This is a genomic window from Agromyces tropicus, assembly GCF_039531345.1.
GTDB classification, from domain to species: Bacteria; Actinomycetota; Actinomycetes; order Actinomycetales; family Microbacteriaceae; genus Agromyces; species Agromyces tropicus.
The window spans coordinates 971,221-993,297 of record NZ_BAAAPW010000002.1 but is presented as its reverse complement, the minus strand read 5'-3'; the positions used below and the strand labels follow the sequence as shown (position 1 = coordinate 993,297).

Sequence of the window (22,077 nt, the reverse complement as noted above, 5' to 3'; positions counted from 1 at the left end):
ATCGGCGCGTGTGCGCGGGGATCGTGCGCGAAATGGGATGTCGGAGGTGAGGGAATCTCGACAGGGAGCGGAGGCCTTCCCCCTGTCCGGGGGACGTGTTAGCGTCCCTCTCACTTGCCCGTGAATTCCGGGCGAATCCCCTGTAAGGAGAGCACGTGAAGCAACGCACGCGCGGATGGCTCGCTGTGACCGCAGCGAGCGCGACGATGGTCGCCGGAGCCGCCTTCGGACCGGCCGCGATCGCCGCCCCCGCGAATGATTCCCCCACCGGCTCGACCACCGCCGCCGAGGCGCGACCCGACAACCGGCCCGGCCCGCTCACGCAGCGCCAGGACGAGCGCCGCAAGGCCGCGCAGGAGCTCATCCTGTCGGGCCAGGCGACGCCCGGTGAGGACGGCACCGTCCAGCTCGCGGAGGACAAGTACTACCAGGCCGCCGTGCAGGGCACCGGCCGGATCTTCACGATCCTGTCCGAGTTCGGCGACTCCGGCAGCGGCAAGCTCGGCACCGAGCCCGGCCCGCTGCACAACGAGATCCCCGAGCCCGACCGGACGGTCAACAACAGCACGCACTGGCGCGAGGACTTCAACCAGGGGTACTACGAGGACCTCTTCTTCGGTCCGGGCGACTCGTTCGCCGACTTCTACACGAAGCAGTCCTCCGGCAACTACACCGTCGACGGCGAGGTGAGCGACTGGGTGCAGGTGCCCGGCAACGCCTCGACCTACGGCGACAACAGCGTCGAGGACTACGGCGGGGCCTGGCAGTTCATCGAGGACTCCGGCAACGCCTGGTACGACGCGCAGAAGGCGGCGGGCAAGTCCGACGCCGACATCGAGGCGGAGCTCGCCGCGTTCGACGTCTGGGACCGGTACGACTACGACAACGACGGCGACTTCAACGAGCCCGACGGCTACCTCGACCACTTCCAGGCCGTGCACGCCGGCGAGGGCGAGGACGCCGGCGGCGGAGCCCAGGGCGAGGACGCCATCTGGTCGCACCGCTGGTACGTCAACTCGACCGACTTCGGCCAGACCGGCCCGACGGTCGACGGCACCCAGGTGAAGTTCGGCGGTGCGCAGATCGGCGACACCGGCTACTGGATCGGCGACTACACCGTCGAGGCCGAGAACGGCGGCCTGGGCGTCTTCGCGCACGAGTTCGCCCACGACCTCGGCCTGCCCGACTTCTACGACACGGCCGGCGGCGAGAACTCGACCGCGTTCTGGACGCTCATGTCCAGCGGCTCGTGGCTCGGCGACGGCACGGTCGACATCGGCACCAAGCCGGACTACATGGGCCCGTGGGAGAAGCTCCAGCTCGGCTGGCTCGACTACGCGGTCGTGAACGAGGGCGCCGGCGACGCCGGCGAGTTCACCCTGAGCCCCGCCGCGCTGCAGGCCGACGGCCAGGAGCAGGCGCTCGTCATCGACGTGCCCGACGCGGGCATCACCAGCCAGTACACGACCCCGAACTCGGGCGACTACGCCTGGTGGACCGGCAGCGCCGACGACCTCAACACCACGCTGACCCGCTCGCTCGACCTCACCGGGGTGCGCTCGGCGACCGTCACGGCGAAGGCCTGGTACGACATCGAGGCCGGCTACGACTACCTGTACGCCGAGTACTCGACCGACGGCGGCGCGAACTGGACGCAGGTCGGCAAGCCGCTCGACGGCTCGTCGAACGGCCGCTGGTCGACGCTGCGCTACTCGATCCCGGGTGGCAGCGACGTGCAGTTCCGCTTCCGGTACCAGACCGACGGCGGCGTGCACTACGCCGGCGCGTTCCTCGACGACATCGTCATCAAGAGCGGCGGCACCACCCTGCTCACCGACGACGTCGAGTCGGGCGACAACGGCTGGACGGCCGCGGGCGGCTTCAAGCGCAGCACGGGCACCGAGACGAGCGAGGGCGACCGCTACTACCTCGTCGAGAACCGCACCTACGTCGACTACGACGCCACGCTCGAGCACGGCCCGTACCAGTTCGACACGGGCTACACGGCTCCCGACCACGTCGAGCACTTCCCGTTCCAGGACGGCATGCTCGTGTGGGCGATCGACGAGGCCTACGGCGACAACAACACCATCGAGCACCAGGGCCACGGCCTCGCGCTCCCGGTCGACTCGCACCCGGCCAAGTTCACCTACCCCGACGGCTCGGCGCCGAGCAACCGCCGCCAGCCGTTCGACGCCACCTTCGGCCTGCAGACGATCGACGCGGTCACCCTGCACAAGGAGGTCCTCGTCGGCAAGGGCAAGAACCAGACGGTGGACTACGTCGGCGCCGTGGGCTCCGACGGCACGACGACGCAGACGGCGACGTTCACGGACGCCGACCCGAACGCGTTCTTCCACTCGTCGAACCCGCTGGGCGGCGTGATCCTCGCCGGCCACGGCGTCGAGGTCACGGTGACGTCGCAGACCACGGGCGGCACGATGACGGTCCACGTCGTCAACCCGTGAGCTGAGGCCGACCGCATCCGACACGGATGACACGACGGGCCCGTCCCCTCTTGGGGGGCGGGCCCGTCTTCGTCGTCTCGGCCTCGTGGTCTCGGCCGGGGCTGCCGGGGCGGCCGCTCGGCCGGTGCGGCCGCGGCGGCCGGTGCAGGCTCAGTGCGCCTCGCGCGCCTGCCCGGGGTGCAGTCGGGCGAGGAGCCCGGCGACGAACGAGTCGCGGCGTGCCGCGGCGGTCGCGCGTGCGGCGCGCCGGCGCTCGGCGACCGCGAGGCGGCGCTCGGCGGCGAACTCGGCGGTGCGCTGGTCGTGCGCGGTCATCTGCTGTGCGAGGAAGCCGTGTGCGAGGTCCATGATCCCGATCCCTTCGTGCGTCCGGCGGTGGCTGACCACCTGCACTCAGGTTCCTCGCTGAGGTGGGTCCGCCGGATCGGGAGGGTGCCCTATCTTGGCGATCCGGCATGCCCGGATCGGGCCTGAGGTACCTAGGGAGCACGGGGTCCAGGGACGCGCGGACGGCAGGTCGGACGCCGTGCACCCGTACCGCCGTCCGCGCATGGAACCGGGGCCGGCGTCGCCCCCGCGGCGACGCCGGCCGGCCGGTCAGCTGCCGCTCGCGACTTCCTTCGGCTCCTCGGTGCTCGATCGCACCTCCACCTTGCGCGGCTTGGCGCGCTCGGAGACGGGGATGATCACGCTGAGCACGCCGTTGTCGTAGTGCGCGCTGATGCCGGCGGTGTCGATGCCGTCCCCGACGGTGAGCTGGCGCAGGAACGAGCCGCTCGGCCGCTCGTGCGCGAGCCACTGCACGTCGTCGTTGCGCAGCGTGCGCTCGGCGCGGATGGTGAGCAGTTGGCCGTCGACGTCGATGTCGATCGAGCCGGGGTCGACCCCGGGCAGGTCGGCGGACAGGACGTAGTGGTCGCCGTCGCGGTGCAGGTCGATCGGCATCATCCGCGGGCCCTGTCGCGTGTCGACGAGGCTGGCCGCGAGGCGGTCGAGGTCGCGGAACGGATCCCAGGTCATGGCCATGAGCGTCTCCTCTCGATGGAGTTCTAGAGTTGAGTCACCTTGACTCAAGTTGAGTTCAGATTAGCACTCTCGATATCAGAGTGCCAGCGTCGTCCGGCGTTGGATCACCACGTTCGCGGGCTGTTCGCCGAGGGCGAAGCGGCGCAGGATGCGATCCCTGACTAAGGTCAGAGATATGGACGCGATCGCGCGCGTGCGCAGCTTCAACCGCACCGTCACCGAGCGGATCGGGGCGCTCGACGACGGCTACCTCGCCCGCGGGCGGCCGCTCGGCCAGTCGCGGCTGCTCTGGGAGATCGGCTCGTCCGGCGACGGCGGCGCGGAACTGCGCGAGCTGCGCGACCGGCTCGACCTCGACTCGGGCTACCTCAGCCGGCAGCTGCGCGCGCTCGAGGGCGACGGGCTCGTGCGCGTCGAGCCCTCGCCCGACGACTCGCGCGTGCGCGTCGTCAGCCTGACCGAGCGCGGCACGGCCGAGTGCGGCGAGCTCGACCGGCTCTCCGACGACCTGGTCGGCGGCATCCTCGACCCCCTCACCGAACGGCAGCGCACGCGCCTGCTCGACGCCATGGACGAGGTGCGGCGGCTCATGACCGCGTCGGCCGTCGAGGTCCGCATCGTCGACCCCGCCGAGCCCGCCGCGCGGACGAGCATCGCGGCGTACTTCGCCGAGCTCGCCGAGCGGTTCGACGTCGGCTTCGACCCTGGCCGCACGCGCCAGGCGACCGACCCCGAGTTCACCGCGCCGAACGGCGCCTTCCTCGTGGCCTTCCTGCACGGCACCGCCGTCGGCTGCGTCGGCCTCAAGCTGCACGGCGACGATCCCGCCGAGATCAAGCGGCTCTGGGTGTCGCGCGACGTGCGCGGACTCGGGCTCGGCGGACGGCTGCTCCGCGAGGTCGAAGCCGTCGCGTCTCGGCTCGGCGTCGGCGTCGTCCGGCTCGACACGAACCGCTCGCTCACCGAGGCGATCGCGATGTACCGCTCGCACGGCTACGACGAGATCCCCGACTTCAACGGCGAGCCGTACGCCGACTTCTGGTTCGAGAAGCGGCTCGCCTGAGGCGTCGGGCTGCTCCCGTCGGAAAGCATGAGATTCCGCGCGATGGGTCCGGCTGGGCGGCCATCGGCCGGAATCTCATGCACCGGGCCCGGAGGCGGGCCGGACCGCGCTGGCGGACCCGGTCCGATCGCGAGAGGATCGCGGCATGGGCGCGGAGACCGTCGAGCCGCTCGGGGCGGCGATCGACCGGATGCCGCTCGTCGACCACCACGTGCACGGGCTGCTGCCCGATCCCTCTGACGACGAGGTGCTCGCCGCCCTGACGCAGTCGGACCGCCCGACGGCCGCCGACGTGTTCGACAGCCAGCAGGGATTCGCCCTGCGCCGGCACTGCGCGCCGCTCCTCGGCCTCGACCCGTTCGCCGACCCCGACGACTACCTCGCCGCGCGCCGCGCCCTCGGCGCCGATGAGGTCGCACGCCGGCTGCTCGGCGCCGCCGGCATCCGCGCGTACCTCGTCGACGACGGCTTCCGGCCCGACCTGCTCATGCCCGACGAGCGGATGTCGCGGCTCGCCGACGCCCCGACGTTCCGCATCGCGCGGCTCGAGACGATCGCCGAGCGCGCGATGAGCGAGGCCGACTCGGGGGTCGACTTCGTCGAGCGCCTCGGCACGGCGCTCGAGTCCGCAGCCGTCGATGCGGTCGGGTACAAGACCGTCGCGGCGCACCGGTGCGGGCTCGGGCTCGACCCGGCGCGGCCGACCGCACGCGACGTGCTCGCGGCATCCGTCGCCTGGCACGCCGAAGTGCGGGCAGGTCGGCGTCTCAGCCCGAGGGATCACGGCGACGGCGCCGCCGCGGCATCCGCTCACCCCCGCCTCGTCGACCCGACGATCATCCGGCACCTCATCTGGTGGGCGCTCGAGCGCGGCGCGGTGCTGCAGGTGCACGCCGGCTTCGGCGACGCCGACCTCGTGCTCGAGCAGGCGAACCCCGCCCGCATGCAGCCGCTCGTCGCGGCCACCGCCGGCACGGGCGGGCGCATCGCGTTCCTGCACTCGTACCCGTACGTGCGAGAGGCGGGCTGGCTGGCCCACGTCTTCCCGCACGTGTTCCTCGACGTCGGGCTCGCGGTCGGGTTCCTCGGCGCCAACGCCGAGACGGTGGTCCGGCAGTCGCTCGACCTCGCGCCGTTCGGGCGCGTGCTGTTCTCGACCGACGCGTGGGGCGTTCCCGAGCGGGTGCTGCTCGGCGCGAGGCTCTGGCGGGATGCCGCGGCGCGCGTGCTCGGCGGCGACGTCGACGACCACGGCTGGCCGGAGGCCGAGGCGCTCCGCGTGGCCGAGGGCATCGCGTGGCGGAACGCCGAGGAACTCTACGGGCGGGCGTTCGTCACCGCGTGATCGGCCCGGCCGGAGTCGGACCGGCCCGAGGCGGCACCGGCCGCCCGATGCCGCACGCGTCGGACTACTGCCCACCGCCCCCGTCGCCGCCACCGCCGCCGTCGAAGCCGCCTCCGCCGTCGAACCCGCCGTAGCCGCCGTCGAACCCGCCGCCGTACCCGTCGAAGCCGCCCCCGGCACCGCCGCCGCCGTCGGAGAAGGCACCGCCGAAGCGGGAGTTGTCCCAGAAGTAGCCGGTCCGCAGGTTCGCCTGCCAGTACTGCTCGGTGAGCGGCACGCCGAACCGGCCGTCGTCCGAGCCGCCGCCGACCGTGATGGGCTGCACGAGCGCGGTGGCCGCGACGGCCAGGCACGACGCCACCCGGTCGGCGCGGTAGCCGTCGGCGCTCGAGTACCACGCCGGCGCTGCGTCGCCGACGCCGAGCACCTCGGCGATGCGGGCGACGAGCTCGGCCTGGTCGAACAGCACGGCCCACGGCAGCAGCGCCTCCGCGGTCGTCGGGTCGCGCACGTCGGTCGCCGCCAGCTGCTCGCGGCGCTGCGCCGCGTGCTCGCGCAGCTCGAGCCCGGCGGCGTTGAGCGGGATCCATCGCGGCATCAGCGCCCGCGCGACGAGCGCTACGATCCCGATCCCGATCGGGATCCAGCCGAGCGCCTCGACCTCGCCCTCGCCGAGGAACACGGCGAGCCAGCCCGCCCCGATGGCGAGCACCCCGCCGATGAGCGCGGCGCGGAAGCGTCCGGTCGGACGGCGCTCCCGGTACACGGCGGCCGCCTCGCCGAAGCGCCGACGCGTGATCCACACGAGGTTGCCGTTGCGCCGGACGACCCGGTCGGCCGCGACGCTCGCGCCGTGCGCCACCACGTCGGACCCGCCGCTGAGGCCGGGCGAGAACACGGCGATCAGCAGGTCCGCCGCGTCGTCGACGGCCCCGCGCGAATGCGCCGTCGGCAGGTCGGACCGGTAGACGAGCCGGATGTCGCCAGGCGACCCGTCACCGTCGATCCGGCGACGATCCTCGAAGGTGATGGCGCCGGTCGTGGCCAGCTGCACCACGGCCGCGGGAAACCATCGGTTCGACGCCGCACCGGAGACGTACCCGACCGCGAGCAGGCCCACCGCCTCCGGGTCGGTGGTCGACGGGTCCACGTCGTCGCGCGGACGGGTCAGCCACGACACGATGAGCGACCCGACGGCGCCGGCGGCGACGAGTGCCGCCGCGATGGCGATGATCGGCAGGAGGGCGATCCCGAGATCGCCCCCGGACGACGCAGCGAGTTCCATGAGCACGTTCCCGCCTCGGCGCGACGATGCGTGCCGCTGAGCCGCAAGCTACTCCCCCGGCGGATCGTTCCGGCATCCCCCCGATGGGGGCACGCTCCGAGCGGATGCCGCGGCGGTCGGCAGCGCGTCGATCACCCCGCCGTCGAGGCGGAGCGGAGGCGCTCACCGAGAGCCGGGATGCCGGCGTCGACGGGCGTCCACGCCCCGCCGCGGGCGACCTCGTACCCCCGGAACGCGAGCGGGATGCCGCGCGCCGACATGAGGTCGGTCGAGTCCATGAGCTGGATGTGCAGGTGCGGCGACGTCGAGTTGCCGGTGTGCCCGACGCGGCCGAGCACGTCGCCCGCGCGGACGCGGTCGCCGGGCCGGACGGCGACGCTGCCGGGCGCGAGGTGCGCCATGCCGCCGAACACGTCACCGCCGGCCGGCGTGCGCAGGTGCTCGGCGCGGAGCAGCACGTGGTTGCCCATGATCCCGGGAATCCGCGCGGGCGTGAAGGCAGCGGCGTTGCGCGCCGCGCGCGCCGCCTCGCGCAGCGCGGAGCCGACGCGCTCACGCTCGGTCATGCCGTCGGACGCCGAGACCACCACGCCGTCGAACGGCGCGTGGATCGGCGCACCCCAGGCGTGGAACTCGCGCGTCGGCGCGCCGGCCATCGCCACGCGCCATCCGCTCGCCGGGTGCTCGTGCCGCCCGGGCCGCGCGTCGACCCTGACGAAGTCGTACGCGTAACGCTGCCCGAGCAGGTCGGTCCCGTGGCTCGGCACGCGCGCGGCCGGCGTGGTGACGGCCAGCCACCCCTCGCCGCGGAGCGGGAAGTCGACCACCACGGCGTCCTCCGGCGCGATCGTCATCACGGCGAGGCTACCCGTGCCCGGCGACCCCATGCGGCCGCGAAGATGCAGGAGATTCCGGCTCATGGGCCGCATACGACGCCCATGCCCCGGAATCTCCTGCGTTCTCAGGGCGCGTCGGCGCCCGCGCTCGCGCGCGCCGGGATCAGCATCGCTGCGAGCACCCCGAGCCCGGCGAGCACGACGAGCACCGCGAAGGCCGCACCGTAGTCCGCGGCCTCCGGCCCGGTGCCGCCCACGGCGAGCGCGGCCGCCACCCCCGCCGCGCCGAGCGCGCCGCCGACCTGCCGCGCCACCACGTTGACGGCCGTCGTCACGCCGACCTCGTCGTCGGGCACCTGGTCGACGAGCACGTTCACCATGCCCGCCGAGGCGACCGCGATGCCCGCGCCGAGGAGCACGGTGCCCACCAGCAGCGCCGCGAAGTCGCGCGTCGCGGCGAAGATCACGAGCCCGCCGGCGGCGGCGGTCACGGCACCGAGCAGCACGGGCGCCCGGGTGCCGATGCGGCGGCGCAGCACCCCGGAGAGCGGGCCGACCGCGAGCATGGCGAGGGATGCCGGGAGCAGGAGCAGCGCGGCATCCGTCACCGTCCGTCCGAGCCCACGCCCGGTCTCGGCCGGGGCTTCCGCGAACGCGGGCAGCAGCACGAAGCTGCCGAGCAGGGTCGCGCCCAGCAGCATCGCGGTCAGGTGCGTCGACCACACGCCGCGCCGACGCAGCGTGCGCGGATCGACGAGCGGATCTGGGCTGCGGTGCTCGCGCACGAGCCAGGCCGCGATGAGCCCGGCGCCGAGTGCGAGGCATCCGGCCATGGCCACCGCGGGCAGCGGCCACTGCGGCGCCTCGGTGAGCGCGACGAGCAGCGCCGCGAGCCCGAGCGACAGGCGCAGCGCCGAGCGCACGTCGATGTGCACGTCGGGGTGGGTCGGGATGTGCGGGAGCGACGCGGCGATGAGCAGTTCCGCGGCGGCGAGGAAGGCGAGCGGCACCCACGAGAGCGCCCGCACCCCCACATGGTCGACGAGCAGCCCGGCGATCACGACGCCGAACCCGGTGCCCGTCGCGAACGTCGCGGTGATGAGGCCGACGGCGGCGGCGCGGCGACGCTCGGGCACGAGGTGGGGCACGCACGCGATCGCGAGCGGGAACGCCCCGCCCGCGAGGCCCTGCACGGCGCGGCCGGCGATGAGCCAGCCGAGGTCGGGGGCGAGCGCGGCCATGACGAGGCCGATCGCGACGACGGGCAGGAGCATCAGCAGCATCCGTCGCGCCCCGAACGCGTCGCCGAGGCGACCGAGGACCGGCGTCGAGGCGACCGCCACGATGAGCGTCGCAGTGAGCGCCCAGCTCGACTCGGCGACCGTGGTGCCGTACGACTCGGCCGTGAGCGCGAGCGTCGGCGCGCTCATCGCCTGCGGCAGCACGGCGCCGAACGTCGCGAGCACGAGCCCGGCGATCGCGGCCGCGCCGCGCACGCCGACCCGCGTCGGCGCGGACGGCATGGGCGGGTTCACGCGATCCACGGTACTTCGGTACCCGAAACGGCGACGGCGGATGACGCGCGCCGCCGCGCGACCTCCGGCGCCGCCGCACTCGGGCCCGAGGTCCTAGCGGCGCACCCGCCCCGCCCCTAGGCTGTGCGCGACCGTCAGTGGATCAGGGGGACGAACCGATGGCCGAACACGTCACTGTCGACACCTTCGCGCGCGCCGAGACCAACCGCATGTTCGCGGCGCTCGCCGCCCAGGCCGGCGGCACCGGGAGGTGGGTCCACAACCGCGTGCCGACGCCGATCGACAACCAGCCCGTGATCCGGCAGAACCGCGACACGCTCTACAGCATGGCCGTGGTCGACGTGTCGGACGGCGTGACGCTGACCCTGCCCGACGCCGGCGACCGCTACCTGTCGGTCATGGTCGTGAGCCAGGACCACTACGTCCCGATGATCTTCCGCGAGCCCGGCGAGCACCGGGTCCACGCCGACGAGGTCGGTACGCAGTGGGCCGTGCTCGTGCCCCGCGTGCTCGTCGATCCCGCCGACGATGCGGACATCGCCGCCGTGAACGCGCTGCAGGACGCGTTCGGGCTCGACGCCCCGACCGGCGACGCGTTCCCCATGCCGGACTACGACGACGCCTCGTTCACCGCGACGCGCAACGCGCTGCTCGAGCTCGCGCGCGGCGTGAGCGGGTTCACCAACGCGTTCGGCCGGCGCGGCGAGGTCGACCCGGTGCATCACCTGCTGGGGACGGCCGCCGGCTGGGGCGGCCTTCCGACCTCCGAGGCCTTCTACGTCAACGTCGAGCCGAAGCTGCCGGTCGGCGCGTACGCGCTGACGGTCCGCGACGTGCCCGTCGACGCGTTCTGGTCGATCACGGTCTACAACCCGGCCGGCTACATGGAGGCGACGGATGGGCTCGTCAGCGTGAACAGCGTCACGGCGACGCCGAACGACGACGGCAGCGTCACCGTGAACTTCGGCGGGCCCGACGACGGACGCCCGAACCGCATCGGCATCATGGACGGCTGGAACTACATCGTGCGCATGTACCGGCCGCACCAGGAGATCGTGGACGGCACCTGGACGTTCCCGTCGGTCGAGCCGGCGTAGGGTACGCCGCACGCCACGAGCGTCAACCCCGGCGCGGCCGGGTGGCGATCGACGTACCCTGTCTGGTTGATCGCACCCGAACGAACGTCGAAGGGAGGGATCATGACCCTCGCACGCGACCTGATGACCCCCGACCCCGCGTACGTGACGGAGACCCAGTCGGTCGCCCACGCGGCGCGGATCCTGCGGGACCTCGATATCGGCTCGCTGCCGGTCTGCGGTGACGAGGAGCTGCTGCGCGGCGTCCTGACCGAGCACGAGATCGTCACGACATGCGTCGCGGACGGCGCCGATCCGAACGCGACTCGAGTCGGGGAGCTCGCCTGCCGCGCGCCCGCGACCATCGGCGTGGACCGAGACATCCGTGAGGCGATCGGGATGATGCAGCAGCGCCGCATCCGGACCCTGCACGTCGTCGACGGACGCCGCCTGGTCGGGGTCATCACGCTGGCGGACGTCACGCGCCGCCTGGCGGAGGACAGCTCCGGGGAGGACGTCGCGCACGGTCCCGCGGCCTGACCGGGATCCCGGTCGCGGCATCCTCTCCGGCTCGGCGGCGACGCGGTCGGTCGCGGCGGGAACGAACTCTCAGCGCCCGGCGACGAGGTCGGCGACCTTCGCGATGGGCGACGTGGTGGCGCGGCCGCGCAACTCGGCGCGGTCGGCCGCGTGGTACGCGGTGTAGATGGCCTGGACGGCGAGCCAGCGGAGCGGCTCGACCTCCCAGCGCCTTGCGCGGCGGTTCACCCACGGCAGGCGGGTGAGGTCGGTGTCGCGGCCGAGCACGAGGTCGCGGAGCGTCCGTCCGGCGAGGTTCGTGGCGGTGACGCCCGTGCCGACGTAGCCGCCCGCCCAGCCGAGCCCGGTCGCCGGGTCGTGCCCGACGGTCGCGGCCCAGTCGCGCGGCACGCCGAGCACGCCGGCCCAGGCGTGCTCGATGGCGGCATCCGCCGTCACCGGGAAGAAGCGGCGCAGCAGCGCGGCGAGGCTCTCGATGGTGCGCGCCTGCGTCGCGCCGTCGTGGTCGACGCGCGAGCCGTAGCGGTACGGCACGCCGCGCCCGCCGAATGCGATGCGGTCGTCGGCGGTGCGCTGCGCGTACATGTAGACGTGCGCGAAGTCGCCGAGCGTCTCGCGCCCGTTCCAGCCGATCTCGTCCCAGGCGGATGCCGCGAGCGGCTCGGTCACGATCATCGACGAGTTCATCGGCAGCCAGGTGCGGTGCTCGCCGGAGAGGTTCGGCGTGAAGCCCTCGGTCGCGCGCAGCACGTGCTCGGCGCGCACGGTGCCGTGCTCGGTGCGCGCCTCGCCGGGCGCGATCTCGGTGACGCGCGTGCCCTCGAGGATGGTGACGCCGAGCCGCTCGACGGTCGCGGCGAGCCCGAGCGCGAGCTTCGCGGGGTGCACGCGGGCGCAGTGCGGATGCCACAGCCCGCCGAGCACGCCCGACACGTCGACCCGGGCGGCGGTCTCGCGCGCGTCGAGCTCCTCGACGTCGGTGGCGGGCCATGCGCGTTCGGCCGCCGCGGCGGCGCGCAGGCGCGCGAGCTGGGCCGGGGCGGTCGCGACCTCGAGCTCGCCGCCCTTGTGGATGCCGGCGTCGATGCCTTCGGCGGCCGCGACCCGGATCACCTCGTCGACGGTGTCGTTGAGCGCGCGCTGCTGTGCGATCGCGGCGTCGCGGCCGTGGCTCCTCGCGTACTGCTCGCGGCCGCCCGTGACCGAGTTGGTGAGCCATCCGCCGTTGCGGCCGGAGGCCCCGAAGCCCGCGAACCGCTGCTCGAGCACCGCGATGCGCAGGTCGGGCTGGTCGCGCTTGAGGTAGTACGCCGTCCAGAGCCCGGTGTAGCCGCCGCCGACGATCGCGACGTCGACGTCGACGTCGCCCGCGAGCGCGGGTCGCGGCGTCGGCACGCCGACCTGCTGCATCCAGAACGAGACGCCGCCGTTGGTGGTGTGCTCGGTGCCGTCCGTGCCGTTCGCGCCCATCCGCGCTCCTTCGTGAAACACTGTTTTACAACGCCGTTGTGAAACTAGTGTGGATCGCATCGGGTTGTCAACGAAGGAGGGCCGATGCCGGCCGAGGTCGACGCCGCCGAACGCCTGGACGACATCGCCAGGGCGACGGTCGAGGTCGCGCAGGAGCGCGGCACCCACGCCGTGACGCTCCGCGCCGTCGCCGAACGGCTCGGGCGGTCGACCGCGTTCATCACCTACTTCGTGCCGAGCCGCGCCGAGCTCATGGCGAACGCGCTCGAGCACGCGCGCGCCCGCTGGGACGACGAGCGACACGACGCCCTCGGCGACCTGCTCGGCGTCGAGCGGCTCGCCGCGCAGGCGCGCTGGATGTGCACGACCTCCCCCGAGGAGACCGTCTTCCGCAGCCTCTGGATCGAGGTCATCGCCGACGTCCGGGCCGGCCACGACCGCGCCTACCAGCTGCTGCGCTCGGTGACGGATGCCACCTACGCGAGCTTCCTCGACGGCGCCCGCGCCGCCGACCGCGACGAGGCCGCACGCATCGCCGACATCCTCTACCTCTACTGCCGCGGGTACGAGGTCAAGTCGGTCGAGGATCCGGAGGGCTGGCCCGACGCGCGCGTGCAGCGCTCGCTCGAACTGCTGCTCGAGACGCTGGTGTTCGGGCGCACCGGCGCCGGCTGACCCGCGCGTGCACGCACGCGGCCGCTCACCGGCGGCGTGCCGTGGAGCCCGAGAGGTCCGGTGGCGGGTGGGACCGACCGTGTTCTGCTTGGCGCAACCCCGTGGGAGGGCCGCCTGAAACCCTGTGCTCCCGCTCTCACCTCACGGCTCGACCGGACCTCGTATCGGGCCGAACCGCGCCTCCGGGTACGACGCGTGGTTCGCGTCGGTGCGGTTCCGAAGGTCACGGTACTCCCGCGCGGGCCGGGCGCGAACGGGCCGAAGGTCCCCGGCTAGTCGACGCCGAGCGCGCGGCGCGCGTAGCTGTACTTCTCGGCGAGCCGCTGCTGCATCGCGAAGTCGAGCCGGCGCAGGCGCCAGGGCGCGGTGTTGTCGTCGATGTCGGCGAGCTTCACCCGCAGTGCGACCGGATGCCGCCGAATGCCCGCGTAGTACTGGTCGGGCGACACCTCGGCACGCCGCGTCAGCAGCTCGACGACCTGGACGATCGCGGGCAGCACGCCCGCCTCGAGCAGCTCGCGCGAGGTGATCGGCGTGTCCTCGAGTACGTCGTGCAGCCACGCCGCGGCCGATGCGATCGGGTCCTCGACCGGGTCGAAGCGCTCGGCGATCCGGCCCGGGTGGTCGATGTACGGCGTGCCGCTCTTGTCGAGGCGTCCGCGGTGCGCGACGAACGCGATGCCCTTCGCGAGGGCGACCTGGGCGACCGCGTCCGGCACGGCCAGGCGCTCGCCGGCGGGCGGCGGGGCGGTGCGCGGCGCGGGCGCGGCGAAGGTCGTGCGGGGCGCGTCCGCGCGGAGGTGCTCGGGGTGCCCGTGCCCATCGCGGAGGTGCTCCGGGCGCACGTGCTCGGGCCGGAGGTGCTCGCCGCGGACGTGGTCGTGGTGCGGCGGCTCGGGACGGAAGGGCGCGGCCGGCTGGGCGGCCGCCGCGGTACCGGCGTCGGCCGCGCCGGCTGCGGCGCCCGCGGCGGCAGCGGATGCCGCGGAGGCGCGGAAGTCCCACGGCGCCGGCTCGGCGACGTGCTCGGCCTGATGAGTGGGCTGGGAGTCGGCGGGCGCTGCGGCGACGGGCTCGGCCGCGGGAGCCGCCGGGGCGGTTCCGTTCGGGCTCGGCGCGGACCCATCCGGCTCGCTCGCCGACGACGCCGTCTGCGGCATGGGCGGGAAGACGGGCGGCACGATCTCGGGCATGTCCGTCGGCGCCGCCGCGGCGGGCGGCATCGAGGCGGCGGGCGGCATCGAGATGGACCCGATGCGGAACGCTGCGGCCGGCTGGGGCTGACCGGGTATCGGGCTCGGGGCCGGCGCGGGCTCTGGGGTCATGGCGGCGGGCTCCTGCGTCGGTTCCGTGGCGGGTTCGGGGTCGTCGCTCGGCGCATCCGGCGACGCGGTCGACGACTCGGGATCGGAGTTGGCGGCCTCGGGCGCCGCGGCCGCGGCCGCGGAGCCTTCGGGCGCGGGGTCGGCTGCGGCGGGCGCGGGCTCTGCTGCGGCGGGCTCCCGAGGCGGCCACTCGTCGTCGGCGTCCTCGGGTTCCATGGCGGATTCGGGCTGGTCGTACGACCCGGGCGTCGCGGTCGCGGCGTCCGCGTCGTCGATCGAGTCCGACCGGTCGCCGGCCTCCGCGAGGTCGGGCTCCGTGGCCGCCGGGATGCCCGCGGAGACGGGCGCCGGCACGTCGGCGTGGTCGAGCTCGGCGTCGTCCGCATCGTCCGCGTCCGTGTCGACGGGATCGGCCCACGGGTCGGCGGGCGGCTCGTCGGGCGCGGCGTGCGCCGCGGCATCCGCTGCCCCGACCGGGACGACCGCCATCGGGCTGGTGGCCTCGAGTGCGGCCTCGGCCTCGGCCGCCGCCTCGGCGACGGGATCGCGGCCTCGGATCGGGCGCACGAAGTCGAGCTCGTCCTCGAGCTGGCGCAGTTCGCGCTCGTCGATCTCGAGCATCGAGCGCGTGCCGCTCTTGCGGCGCTGCTCGAACGACATCTCGTCGACCTCGGCGAGGCGCGCGCCGTCGTGCGAGGTGAAGTAGCGGCGGCGTCCACCGTCGGTGACGGCGACGATGACGGCCTCGAACTCGCCGCCCGGCTCGAAGCAGCTGAGGAAGTAGCGGCGGCGGTCCGATGTCGGCTCGACCTGTGCGACCGGCTTCGGGAGATCGACCGGCCCGGTCGCGCGGCGTCGCGCGTGGGAACCGGCGTTCGTGCTGTTCACCCGTTCGGTCCACCAGGCCCGCGCGGGCGCGGGAACGGCGTCCGTCTCGGGCACGTGCTCATCGGCGAGGTCGGACATCGGGTCGTCATCTGCGGGGGCGCTCAACAGGGACTCCGTGGTGCGTCTGGTGCGTCGTGTCAGGGTGCGTCTCGCGGGGGTGTGGGGGACGTCGGGGGACGTGGGGGCGGTGCGGGCGGTCGCTCGCGTATCGCCGATGGTACGTGTTCGGCGCGTTCGCCGTCGCCCCTTGACCCGGCATGCCCGAACCTGATGCGAGGTCGTTGCACGGGGGACATCGGGGCGGCGGATGTCACAGCCCGGCGGCCTGCGGGGTCGTATGTGCGACGGAACACCTGAGGAGCCCGCACATGCGCCGCACCACGACCCCGCACCACTCGATCACCGACCGGCTCGCCGCCCGCCTCGGCGACGAGACCGTGTTCGGCCGGCGCGTCCGCGATATCCGGGCCGACCTCGAGCGCCGCGTGGTGCCGACGCACTGGACGAACCTGTTCGGCGTCGTCGCGATGGCGTGCCTCGTCGTGCTCACCGTCACCGGCGTCTGGCTCATGTTCTTCTACGTGCCGTCGGGCGACCCGCGCACGTACGGCGGCACGTATGCGCCGCTGCGCGGCGCCGAGGTGTCGGCGGCGTACGCCTCCACGATGCGCATCACGTTCGACGTGCCGGGCGGCCTGCTCATGCGGCAGGCGCACCACTGGGCGGCGCTGCTGCTGCCCGCGGCGATCCTCATGCAACTCGTGACCGCCTACTTCACCGGCGGGTTCCGGCGGCCGCGGCGCGGGATGTGGGTGCTGCTGTTCCTCGTCTTCGTCGCGAGCCTCGCCGGCGGGTGGAGCGGCTACGCCCTGCCCGACGACCTGCTGTCGGGCACGGGCCTGCGCATCACCGAGGGCATCGCGCTCGGCATCCCGGTGGTCGGCACGTGGCTCGCGTCGCTGCTGTTCGGCGGGTCGTTCCCGGGCGAGGTCATCGCCCACCTGTACCCGCTGCACGTCGCCGTGGTGCCCGCCGTGCTCGTCGCGCTCATCGCGGCGCGGGTATATGCCGCGTGGCGCATCGGTCCGGCGCAGTTCCCCGGCCTCGGCCGGACGGAGCGGCGGGTCGTCGGCGTGCCGCTCCTGCCGACGGCCGCGGCGCGTGCCGGCGGGCTGTTCCTGATCGTCGCGGGCCTGCTGCTCGTCATCTCGGCGACGGTCACGATCAACCCGATCCAGGTGTACGGCCCGGCGTCGTCGGGCGACGCCGGCGCGGGCAGCCAGCCCGACTGGTACACGGGCTTCCTCGACGGCGCGCTGCGCCTCGTGCCGCCGGGGTGGGAGATCGTGCTGTTCGACCGCACCTGGACGCTCGCGATCCTCGTGCCCCTCGCCGTCGTCACGATCGCGCTCGGCGTCGTCGCGGCCTACCCGTTCCTCGAGGAGCTGCTCACCGGCGACATCCGCCGCCACCACCTGCTCGACCGCCCGCGCACCGCGCCCACGCGAACGGGCATCGGCGTCGCCGGGCTCGTGTTCTTCGGCACGCTGCAGCTCGCCGGCAGCGCCGACCTCGTCGCGACGCACCTCCACGTGACCTTCGAAGGCATCATCGCGGCGCTCCAGGTGACGCTGGTGCTCGGGCCGTTCGCGGCGTTCTCGATCGCGCGCCGCGCCTGCCTCGGACTGCAGCGCCGCGACCTCGACCGGCTGCGCCACGGCGTCGAGACCGGGCGACTCGTGCGCCTGCCCGGCGGCGAGGTCATCGAGGTGCACCGGCCGCTCGACGCCGTCGAGCGTGCGCGCATCGCGCGGCCGGAGGCGCCGCGCCCGCTGGAACTTCGGCCCGATGCGCGTGGGCGGCTGCCGCTGGCGCGGCGCGCGCGGGTGGGGATGTCGCGGTGGTTCGTCGGGGCGCCGCTCGAGGTCGAGGCGGCCGCTTCGCCGGAACTTGAGGGGAGCCGGAGCCGACCGGAGCGGGAGCCGGAGCCGGCCCCTGATCCGACCGCGGCGACCGCCGCGCCGCGGCATCCGCTCGAGGCCCCCGCGCCACCCTCCTAGGGTCGGGGCATGGCGATGGGCAGGTTCACGCGCGGATGGCTCACCTTCATCAAGCACACGCTGAACCACGTCACGCTCGGCATGGCGCGCCGCGGCCTCGGGCCGTTCGCCGTCATGCGCACCGTCGGCCGGAAGAGCGGTCGCACGTACGAGACGCCCCTCATCCTGGCGCGCGTCCCGGGCGGCTTCGTCGCCGAGCTCACCTACGGCGACGAGGTGAACTGGTACCGCAACCTCATCGCCGCGGGCGGCGGCACCGTCGTCTGGAAGCGTCGCGAGGTCGACGTCGGCGCACCCCGACCGATGACCGCGGATGCCGGCCTCCGTGCGTTCGGCCCGCCGGCCGAGTGGATCCTCCGGCTGCTCCATCGCGGCGAGTTCCGCCTGCTGCCGGATGCGCCGGTGCCGGCGGCGCCGTCGGATGGCCGCTGAGCCGCACCGCGTGCGCGGAACGCATTCACTCCACCATTCGAGTGCGATTTCTGCGTTCGAGTGCGACATGGAATCGCACTCCATCGCAGAAATCGCACTCGGACGGACCGGGCGCGCCGCGCCGGCACGCGCGCCGCACGGGCCGCCCGTCAGAACAGGCGCCGCTGCGCGACCACCTCGGCGCCCTCGAGCTCGAGCAGCCGCCGCTTGCGGTCGAGCCCGCCCGCGTAGCCCGTCAGGGACCCGTCGGCGCCGACCACGCGGTGGCACGGCACGAGGATGCTGATCGGGTTGCGGCCGACGGCCCCACCCACTCGCCGCGCGAGGTTCCGATCGCCGAGCCGCTCGGCGAGCTCGCCGTACGTCACGGTCTCACCGAACGGGATCTCGCGCAGCATCCCCCACACCTCATGCTGGAACTCGTCGCCCGACGGCGCGAGCGGCAGATCGAAGCGGATGCGGCGTCCCGCCAGGTACTCGTCGAGCTCGACGCCGAGCCGGGCGAAGAGCGGGTCGGCGCCCGCGTCGACGGCGGCGCCGAGCGAGCCCGGGGCGGGCGGATGCCAGTGGCCCGGGAAGTACAGTCCCGCGAGCCCGCCGTCGTCGGCCACGACGAGCAGGTCGCCGAGGTCGGTGCGGAGCGTGGCGTGACGTCGGGGCATGCGTCGATTCTCGCGCGGTCCGGGCGCGGCCGGGCGCTCATCCATGGCGGGAATCGGACGTGACGGTGGTCGCATCGCGGCGGCATCCGTCTCGTCGCGGACAGGTGTCCTCCGGCCCATGCCGCACCCCGCACCGCTCGGTACCCTGAAGGCGGAACAGCCAGGAGGGGTGGTGAGTTCCATGACTGCGACGAAGCAGTGGAGCGTCACCGTCGACATCGACGAAGAAGAGAACACCACGGTCGCCGAGGCCACGGTCGTGACACCGTCCGGGCAGGATGTCACGGGCGTCGGCAAGGCCGATCGCAATCCGCTCGACCCGAACGTGCCGGACATCGGCGACGAGCTCGCGGTCGCCCGCGCGCTGCGCAACCTCGCCGAGCGCCTGCTGCACACGACGGAGAAGGACATCACGAGCCTGACCGGCGAGCCGGCGCACGTGCACCGGTAGCGCGAACGCGCCTCGCACGATCGAGTTCGCTCCGCGGGGCACGATCGAGTTCGATTTCTGCGTTCGAGGGCCGTTTCATTTCGACCTCGATCGCAGAAACGGCCCTTGATCGCGCCTGCACGCGGCGGGGTTCGGTGCGCGCGGCGCGCGGCGCGCGGTCAGGTGCGGGTGGATGCCGCGGCATCCGTTCGCGAGCCGATCGGCGTGTGGTCGCCCGAACGGAGCCAGTCGTCGAACGTGACCGCCCCGCGATCCGCGTCGGCACCGCCGCGCAGCACGTCCGACGCCGAGGCGCGCCCGTAGGCCCCGGGGAACGGGAACTCGACGACCGGCCGGCGGACGCCGTCGTGCGCGAACATCCGCCGCACCATCTCGACGAGCCGCTCCTCGCGCGGGCCGGCCAGGTCGCGCGCCCGACCCGCCGGCGCCGCCTCCGCGACCTCGACGAGCCGCGCGCCGACCTCCCGCGCCGCGACGGGCCGGTACCGCCCGATCGGGATCGGCGTGAGCAGCCGTCCGAGCGACAGCCGCGCCGTCACCTGCTCCGTGAACTCGTGGAACTGCGTCGCCCGCAGGATCGTGTGCGGCACGGCCCCGCCCGCGACGAGGCGCTCCTGCGCGAGCTTGCCCGCGAAGTACGACGCGTCGACCCCGTCGATGCCGACGATCGACAGCGCGACGTGGTGGCCGACGCCGCCCTCGCGCTCCGCGCGCAGCAGGTTCGACGTGACGGCCGTGAAGAAGGCGCGCGACCGCGCGGCCGACGTGGTCTGCACGCTCGCGACGTCGATCACCGTGTCGACCCCGTCGAGGGCGGCGGCGAGCGAGGTGCCCGCTGGGCCGGCGCCGCGCGCGAGGTCGTGTCCGGTGCTGCGGGTGAGGGGCAGGACGTCGTGCCCGCGCGCCTGCGCGGCCGCGAGGACGTGGCGGCCGACGACTCCGGTCGCTCCGGCGATCGCGATCCTCATCGGATCGCCTCCGTCGTGTCGGCGGCGGTGCGCGCCGAATCGCCCGCCCGGCCGGATGCCGCGGTGCGGGCGTGCGGCGCGCCGGCCGCGGCATCCGTCGCCCTCGCGACCTCAGCTCGGCGGGGCGCGAACGCCGCCCACCCGCCGGCGAACAACGCGATGGCCGCGGAAGCCGCGAGCGCGGCCGTGTGGATTCTGCTCATACCCATCTGACGACACGGCGCGCGAATGTGTGAGGCGGATCACGAATCCGGGCGCTCTGTCGTCATGCTGGGTATGAGGGATGGGATGACGACGACGGATGACGCGGGGCACGACGCCCGCGATGACCTCGCCGACGTGGTCGACGAGCGGCGGCGCCTGCTCGCGCTCGCGTATCGCATGCTCGGCACGACCGGTGAGGCCGAGGACGCCGTGCAGGAGACCTACGTGCGCTGGTACCGGATGTCGGATGCCGAGCGCGCCGCGATCGCGAACCCGCAGGGCTGGCTGACCCGCGTTGCCGGGCGCGTCTGCCTCGACCTGCTCGGCACCGCGCGAGCCCGGCGGGAGCGCTACGTCGGCCCGTGGCTGCCCGAGCCGTTGCCCGCGGGTTTCTTCGCCGCCGGCACCGGGCCGGCCGCGGCATCCGCCTCGACCGCCTCGTCCGGTGTCGGCGGCGGATCGGTCACCGCCTCGACGGGTGACGCGACCGACCCGCTCGACCGCGTCACCCTCGACGAGGCGGTCAGCAGCGCCCTGCTCGTCGTGCTCGAGGCGATGACACCGCCCGAGCGGGTTTCGTTCGTGCTGCACGACGTGTTCGCGGTGCCGTTCCCCGAGATCGCCGAGATCGTCGGCCGCTCCCCCGCCGCGGTGCGCCAGCTCGCGACCTCAGCGCGACGGCGCGTCGCCGCCGAACGCTCGCGCCAGGTGCCGCGCGCCGAGCACGACGCGGTCGTCGCCGCCTTCGCGGCCGCGGCCCAGGCCGGCGACCTCACCGCCCTCATGCGCGTGCTCGACCCCGAGGTGACGCTGCGCTCGGACGGCGGCGGCCTCGTCTCCGCCGCCCGCAAGCCGGTGCTCGGCGCCGACCACGTGGCACGGTTCCTGCTCGGCCTCCTCGCGAAGAACCCGACCGACCGCGTCGAGCCGCGCGCGACGACGGATGGGACGGGCTTCGCGGTGGTGCGCGACGAGGACGTGATCGGGGTCGTGAACCTCCGGGTCGTCGCCGGGCTGGTGGCGGACGTGTGGATCGTGATGAACCCCGAGAAGCTCGGGGCCTGGCGGGGCTGAGTCGCTCGCGTGATGCCACACTGGCCCGATGCCGACCCACACCCGACGCCCTGTCCGATCGCGACGCCCTCGCCGCCCCAGCCCGCTCACCGTCATCCGCTCGGTATCGCGCTGGGCGCTCGCCGGCATGCTCGTGTTCGCCGGGCTCTCGCACCTGTTCTGGGCGCGGAAGGGGTTCCGGATCGCGGTGCCCGACTGGGTGGCGATCGAGCCGGCCGACAAGGATGCCGTCGTGATCGCGTCGGGCGCCGCCGAGATCCTGCTCGGCACGGCCGCGGTCGCACTCCCCCGCGAGCGCCGGCGCGTCGGCCTCGCGATCGCGGCGTTCTTCGTGGCGGTGTTCCCCGGCAACGTCCACCACTGGCGCACCGGACGCTCGGTGCCGCTCATGCGCACCGACCGCGCGAGGTTCGCACGGCTGTTCCTGCAGCCGGTGCTCGTGGTGTTGGCGCTGTGGAGCACGGCGCCGGATCGGGCCGCGCGTCGGTCGTGAAACTGTACAGATTTCCGTACACATTCGAACGTCGTCGACGCCGACGTTCTCCGGGTCATCGTGTCGCGCAGCTTCCCCGAGCCGGCATGGCTGGTCGAACGTATCGGCAACTGATCGGCGCACTCATCGCGGCATCCTGAATCGAACGACGGACCGGATGTCGATCGAGCCGAACTCCGTTCGACGTCTTCAGTGAGGGCG

Annotated in this window: 21 protein-coding genes; 11 read left to right on the top strand and 10 right to left on the bottom strand. The window is 73.8% G+C overall.

Going from position 1 to position 22,077, the window contains the following annotated elements; translation table 11 throughout:
* Positions 1–155 precede the first annotated feature (155 nt).
* Positions 156–2,468: an immune inhibitor A domain-containing protein gene (locus ABD230_RS10495; protein WP_344372895.1), complete on the top strand. Its 2,313-nt coding sequence runs from the start codon at positions 156–158 to the stop codon at positions 2,466–2,468.
* Positions 2,469–2,618: 150 nt separating this feature from the next.
* Here the strand turns inward: ABD230_RS10495 and ABD230_RS10490 are convergent, their stop codons facing one another.
* Complete coding sequence (locus ABD230_RS10490; RefSeq protein ID WP_344372892.1) at positions 2,619–2,816, bottom strand: hypothetical protein; 198 nt, start codon at positions 2,814–2,816, stop codon at positions 2,619–2,621.
* 249 nt (positions 2,817–3,065) lie between these two features.
* On the bottom strand, positions 3,066–3,494 hold the full coding sequence (locus ABD230_RS10485) for an Hsp20/alpha crystallin family protein (protein WP_344372891.1): 429 nt from the start codon (positions 3,492–3,494) through the stop codon (positions 3,066–3,068).
* Positions 3,495–3,669: 175 nt separating this feature from the next.
* Here ABD230_RS10485 and ABD230_RS10480 point away from each other — a divergent pair, with 175 nt between their 5' ends.
* Both ABD230_RS10480 and ABD230_RS10475 read left to right on the top strand, forming a co-directional pair.
* Positions 3,670–4,557: a GNAT family N-acetyltransferase gene (locus tag ABD230_RS10480; protein WP_344372889.1), complete on the top strand. Its 888-nt coding sequence runs from the start codon at positions 3,670–3,672 to the stop codon at positions 4,555–4,557.
* A gap of 145 nt (positions 4,558–4,702) precedes the next feature.
* Positions 4,703–5,902: an amidohydrolase family protein gene (locus ABD230_RS10475; RefSeq protein ID WP_344372886.1), complete on the top strand. Its 1,200-nt coding sequence runs from the start codon at positions 4,703–4,705 to the stop codon at positions 5,900–5,902.
* Positions 5,903–5,966: 64 nt separating this feature from the next.
* Here ABD230_RS10475 and ABD230_RS10470 read toward each other — a convergent pair whose 3' ends face one another.
* From ABD230_RS10470 to ABD230_RS10460, 3 genes are all read right to left on the bottom strand, one after another.
* A complete protein-coding gene (locus ABD230_RS10470; protein ID WP_344372883.1) occupies positions 5,967–7,187 on the bottom strand; it encodes a DUF2207 domain-containing protein in 1,221 nt (406 codons plus the stop codon).
* A 131-nt stretch (positions 7,188–7,318) separates the two neighbouring features.
* Positions 7,319–8,041 (bottom strand): M23 family metallopeptidase, encoded by a 723-nt coding sequence (locus ABD230_RS10465; protein WP_344372880.1) that lies wholly within the window; start codon positions 8,039–8,041, stop codon positions 7,319–7,321.
* A gap of 107 nt (positions 8,042–8,148) precedes the next feature.
* Positions 8,149–9,558 carry an MFS transporter gene (locus tag ABD230_RS10460; RefSeq protein WP_344372877.1) on the bottom strand — a complete coding sequence of 470 codons (1,410 nt, stop codon included), beginning with the start codon at positions 9,556–9,558 and terminating at the stop codon, positions 8,149–8,151.
* Between the two features lie 158 nt (positions 9,559–9,716).
* Between ABD230_RS10460 and ABD230_RS10455 the strand changes: the two genes are divergently transcribed.
* A complete protein-coding gene (locus ABD230_RS10455) occupies positions 9,717–10,655 on the top strand; it encodes a DUF1254 domain-containing protein (RefSeq protein WP_344372874.1) in 939 nt (312 codons plus the stop codon).
* Between the two features lie 102 nt (positions 10,656–10,757).
* A complete protein-coding gene (locus tag ABD230_RS10450) occupies positions 10,758–11,174 on the top strand; it encodes a CBS domain-containing protein (protein WP_344372869.1) in 417 nt (138 codons plus the stop codon).
* Between the two features lie 69 nt (positions 11,175–11,243).
* Here the strand turns inward: ABD230_RS10450 and ABD230_RS10445 are convergent, their stop codons facing one another.
* Positions 11,244–12,644 (bottom strand): NAD(P)/FAD-dependent oxidoreductase, encoded by a 1,401-nt coding sequence (locus ABD230_RS10445; RefSeq protein WP_344372864.1) that lies wholly within the window; start codon positions 12,642–12,644, stop codon positions 11,244–11,246.
* 84 nt (positions 12,645–12,728) lie between these two features.
* On the opposite strand from ABD230_RS10445, the gene ABD230_RS10440 reads away from it, so the two are divergent.
* Positions 12,729–13,319: a TetR family transcriptional regulator gene (locus ABD230_RS10440; RefSeq protein WP_344372860.1), complete on the top strand. Its 591-nt coding sequence runs from the start codon at positions 12,729–12,731 to the stop codon at positions 13,317–13,319.
* Between the two features lie 272 nt (positions 13,320–13,591).
* Here ABD230_RS10440 and ABD230_RS10435 read toward each other — a convergent pair whose 3' ends face one another.
* Positions 13,592–15,637 (bottom strand): hypothetical protein, encoded by a 2,046-nt coding sequence (locus ABD230_RS10435; protein ID WP_344372856.1) that lies wholly within the window; start codon positions 15,635–15,637, stop codon positions 13,592–13,594.
* A 263-nt stretch (positions 15,638–15,900) separates the two neighbouring features.
* Here ABD230_RS10435 and qcrB point away from each other — a divergent pair, with 263 nt between their 5' ends.
* Together qcrB and ABD230_RS10425 are read left to right on the top strand one after the other, a co-directional pair.
* A complete protein-coding gene (gene qcrB, locus ABD230_RS10430) occupies positions 15,901–17,592 on the top strand; it encodes a cytochrome bc1 complex cytochrome b subunit (protein ID WP_344372853.1) in 1,692 nt (563 codons plus the stop codon).
* 9 nt (positions 17,593–17,601) lie between these two features.
* Entirely contained in the window at positions 17,602–18,024 is a 423-nt protein-coding gene (locus ABD230_RS10425; protein ID WP_344372847.1) for a nitroreductase/quinone reductase family protein, read from the top strand.
* Between the two features lie 149 nt (positions 18,025–18,173).
* Here ABD230_RS10425 and ABD230_RS10420 read toward each other — a convergent pair whose 3' ends face one another.
* Complete coding sequence (locus ABD230_RS10420) at positions 18,174–18,686, bottom strand: methylated-DNA--[protein]-cysteine S-methyltransferase (protein WP_344372842.1); 513 nt, start codon at positions 18,684–18,686, stop codon at positions 18,174–18,176.
* 181 nt (positions 18,687–18,867) lie between these two features.
* Between ABD230_RS10420 and ABD230_RS10415 the strand changes: the two genes are divergently transcribed.
* On the top strand, positions 18,868–19,137 hold the full coding sequence (locus ABD230_RS10415) for a DUF1876 domain-containing protein (RefSeq protein WP_344373313.1): 270 nt from the start codon (positions 18,868–18,870) through the stop codon (positions 19,135–19,137).
* A 158-nt stretch (positions 19,138–19,295) separates the two neighbouring features.
* On the opposite strand, the gene ABD230_RS10410 is transcribed toward ABD230_RS10415, so the two are convergent.
* Both ABD230_RS10410 and ABD230_RS10405 read right to left on the bottom strand, forming a co-directional pair.
* Positions 19,296–20,105, bottom strand: coding sequence for an SDR family oxidoreductase (locus tag ABD230_RS10410; protein WP_344372839.1), 810 nt, complete (start codon positions 20,103–20,105; stop codon positions 19,296–19,298).
* Positions 20,102–20,308, bottom strand: a complete 207-nt coding sequence (locus ABD230_RS10405; RefSeq protein ID WP_344372836.1) for a hypothetical protein — start codon at positions 20,306–20,308, stop codon at positions 20,102–20,104. Before ABD230_RS10405 ends, ABD230_RS10410 begins: the two co-directional genes overlap by 4 nt.
* Positions 20,309–20,393: 85 nt before the next feature.
* Here ABD230_RS10405 and ABD230_RS10400 point away from each other — a divergent pair, with 85 nt between their 5' ends.
* Together ABD230_RS10400 and ABD230_RS10395 are read left to right on the top strand one after the other, a co-directional pair.
* Positions 20,394–21,383 (top strand): sigma-70 family RNA polymerase sigma factor, encoded by a 990-nt coding sequence (locus tag ABD230_RS10400; protein ID WP_344372834.1) that lies wholly within the window; start codon positions 20,394–20,396, stop codon positions 21,381–21,383.
* 94 nt (positions 21,384–21,477) lie between these two features.
* On the top strand, positions 21,478–21,876 hold the full coding sequence (locus ABD230_RS10395; protein WP_425546221.1) for a DoxX family protein: 399 nt from the start codon (positions 21,478–21,480) through the stop codon (positions 21,874–21,876).
* Positions 21,877–22,077: the final 201 nt, after the last annotated feature.